1 pseudogene is annotated in these 256 nt (G+C 38.3%); it reads left to right on the top strand.

The features are described 5' to 3' along the window. A pseudogene (locus L0M85_RS09960) lies at nucleotides 1–118 on the top strand (amino acid ABC transporter substrate-binding protein); the annotation flags it as partial. Nucleotides 119–256 lie beyond the last annotated feature (138 nt).

Below are 256 nucleotides of genomic sequence, written 5' to 3'. Positions count from 1 at the left end.
CGACAAGCTTGGCGATGAAAACTTCTTCCACAAGGATTATGAGGAGACACTGAAGCCGGTGTATGGCGACGAAGTCGATCCTGATGAAATCGTGGTCGAAAAAGGTGTGGTCGACTGATAACTAGTTAATCAAACTAAATATTTTGAACCTTCCGTCGCTTCAGGCGGAAGGTTTTTCTATATTCACATAATCATATTTACATACAAATATATGATTGCTGATAACGCTATATAAAAAACAATTATTACGATTCGC

It is taken from the genome of Streptococcus sp. DFI.7.26 (genome assembly GCF_022240605.1).
GTDB lineage: Bacteria > Bacillota > Bacilli > Lactobacillales > Streptococcaceae > Streptococcus > Streptococcus xiaochunlingii.
Note: the sequence above shows the minus strand (reverse complement) of the source record. Positions and strands in the feature narration are given on the sequence as shown.